Origin of the sequence: Vibrio injensis, from assembly GCF_001895205.1 — a bacterium.
Taxonomy (GTDB): Bacteria; Pseudomonadota; Gammaproteobacteria; order Enterobacterales; family Vibrionaceae; genus Vibrio; species Vibrio injensis.
This window is the reverse complement of the sequence record NZ_BDJF01000012.1, coordinates 1-2,563: the sequence shown is the minus strand read 5'-3', so window position 1 is coordinate 2,563 and position 2,563 is coordinate 1. Positions and strand designations below refer to the sequence as shown.

General features: G+C 39.6%; 2 protein-coding genes. Both read left to right on the top strand.

The window, feature by feature from the left end; translation table 11 throughout:
• Positions 1-1,035: 1,035 nt before the first annotated feature.
• On the top strand, positions 1,036-1,398 hold the full coding sequence (locus BSR11_RS04975; RefSeq protein ID WP_072669373.1) for a hypothetical protein: 363 nt from the start codon (positions 1,036-1,038) through the stop codon (positions 1,396-1,398).
• Between the two features lie 166 nt (positions 1,399-1,564).
• Entirely contained in the window at positions 1,565-2,068 is a 504-nt protein-coding gene (locus BSR11_RS04965; RefSeq protein WP_072669374.1) for a DinB family protein, read from the top strand.
• The last annotated feature ends 495 nt before the right edge of the window (positions 2,069-2,563 follow it).

Genomic DNA, 2,563 nt, shown 5'->3' with positions numbered 1-2,563 from the left:
TGCGGGAAGTTGGTAGTGGCGTTTCGGGCTACTTAATTGGGCGTTATATTTCTCTTAAATTCAACGTGTTACAAATTTAAAAGTAAAGTGATAATGTGGGAGCTTTGCTGGTTTATGATTTCTTGTGATGGATAGCTGTTGATTTGATCAAGTATATCAATTCCTAACGAACATTATCGTTTGGGCTCATTTAGCTGCTATTTTGATTTGGTTTACATTAATGGTTTGTTTCTCTGAGATTTATCATCAGAATCAATTGGTAAGCTTGAGACAATTTAAAAATTAACTGTTTTTTTGTGCCAAAGTTAGCGCGGCTTAAGTTAAGTGCTTGATATTGTGTGCTATTTTCAAAGGTTGTTTGGTGTTTCAGTAGCTGTCTGGAACTGAAATATAACAAACAATTCAAGCAGACCCTCAACGCGTGGCATTTTTGTTTTGCGTTGAGTTTGGTGATTACGGTGTTGTGCGGAAAGTTGGTAGTTGCGTTTCGGGCTACTTAATTGGGCGTTAGTTTCTCTCAGGAAAATCATCAAAAATTCACGCACAAGGTTCTGAAAATTTAGCCTTTATCGTTCAAGCTGCACAATTTGGCTTTTGGGTTTTTCCTGATGCCGATTTGGTAGAAAGCGTTGAAAGTTCAGCGGTTTCAAAATCGCTGATAACCAACAAGCTTTGATGCTTCAATGTTGTCGGACGTTCAACTTGATCAGTTTGGTTTCATAAAAGGTTGAATCATCTCTGTGATCTGGCTTTCTTTGTCGCGGACTCTGAACGTTTTGGCAGCCAACGTCACAGCTTTTGGCGTTGGACGTGTGTTTGCGTGATGCTTTTGCGTAAAATGACTTTCAAGCAAATGAGTTTAAAAAGTCATTGTTAAACAATGGGCTACGAAACTAACAAACGCCTCAAGAGGGACTGTCAACGCGTGGCGTTTCCAGTCCCAATGAGCCGCGGTGGTTGCCGTTGTTGTGTTTGAGTGTAGTGGTAATGCGTTGCCAGCCCCTTAGGCGGGCGTTATGTTCTCGGAGTTAAAAAATGAATCTAGAAGACTTTATTTCACAGTCGTTATCTCAAATTGCTAGAGGAATTGAGAAAGCGAATAAAGAACTTGAAGACTCGCAAGCTTTAGTGAGTCCTGAGGGTGTAACAGAGGTTAAGCGTGAAAGCAAATATGGAAGTTTGAAAGTTGACGCTAATAAATGGCTGAAAGTTAGTGAAATCTCATTTGATGTGGCAGTAACAGCCACAAGCGGTACGGAAAGTGGTGGTAGGTTAGGGATTTCTGTTAGTGGGATTAACATTGGAGCTAATGGTAAATCGAATCATGGTGACACTTCAGAATCAAGAATCCAGTTTTCTGTTCCCATGGTTTTGCCGCAAGCGAAATACAAAAAGTAACGAACATAACAATCTGTTTAAGAGTGATTCGCAACGCTCGGCATTTTTGCTATGCGTTGAGTTTGGTGTTTAAGGCGGTTTGCAGAAGCATCGGTATTGCGTTGCTCACACCTTAACAGGGCGTTAGGTGCCAATCAGTTATCAAGAAGTAAATCGTGGAGAAAAAATGCAGTTTGCTAGTGCGTTTCAATATAAAAAATGGGCAAACGATGAGTTGCTTGAGTTAGGTGAAAAACAATTTTCACAGTTACCAGAAAAAGATGCGACCTTTTTCGTTCGGATTTTGAATCACACAACGGTCGTGGATAGTCTTTTTATCAGTCGTATTTTAGGTGAGCCCGAAAAGTACAGTGGTGACAATACCGTCGAGACTCCTTCATTGTCAGAGTTGCGACGAATCATGAATGAGCATGACTCATGGCTTATTGATTTTACAAAATCAGTGAGTGCAGACGAACTCAAACGTAATGTGATTTTCCGTTTTATCGATGGTGGTTTTGGACAGTTAACAATAGAAGAAATTTTGCTTCATTTACTGACGCATGGCAGTAATCATCGAGGTATGGCCTCAAGAGTGTTAGCTGAAAATGGTCTTGAGCGTCCGAAAGATACTTTTACTCGATACTTGCATGAAACAGAGCCAAAAAGACGATTGTGTTCAGGCACCTAACAAACGGTTAAAGAGGGATTCGCAACGCTCGGCATTTTTGTTTTGCGTTGATTTCAGTGGTTACGGTATTGTGCGGTGAGTTGGTAGTTGCGTTGCTCACCCCTTAACCGGGCGTTATATTTCTCTTAAATTCAACGTGTTACAAATTTAAAAGTTAAGTGATAATGTGGGATCTTTGCTGGTTGATGATTTCTTGTGATGGATGGCTGTTGATTTGATCAAGTATATCAATGACTAACGAACATTATCGTTTAATCGCATTTGGCAGCTATTTTAATTTGGTTTGCATTAATGGTTTGTTTCTCTGAGATTTATCATCAGAATCAATGGGTAAGCTTGAGCCAATTTAAAAATTAACTGTTTTTTGTACCAAAGCTAGCTCAACTTACATTAAGCGATTGATGTTGTTTGCTATTTTCAAAGGTTGTTTGGTGTTTCAGTAGCTGTGTGGAACTGAAATATAACAAGAGACTATGGCGTCAAGAGTTAATTTTT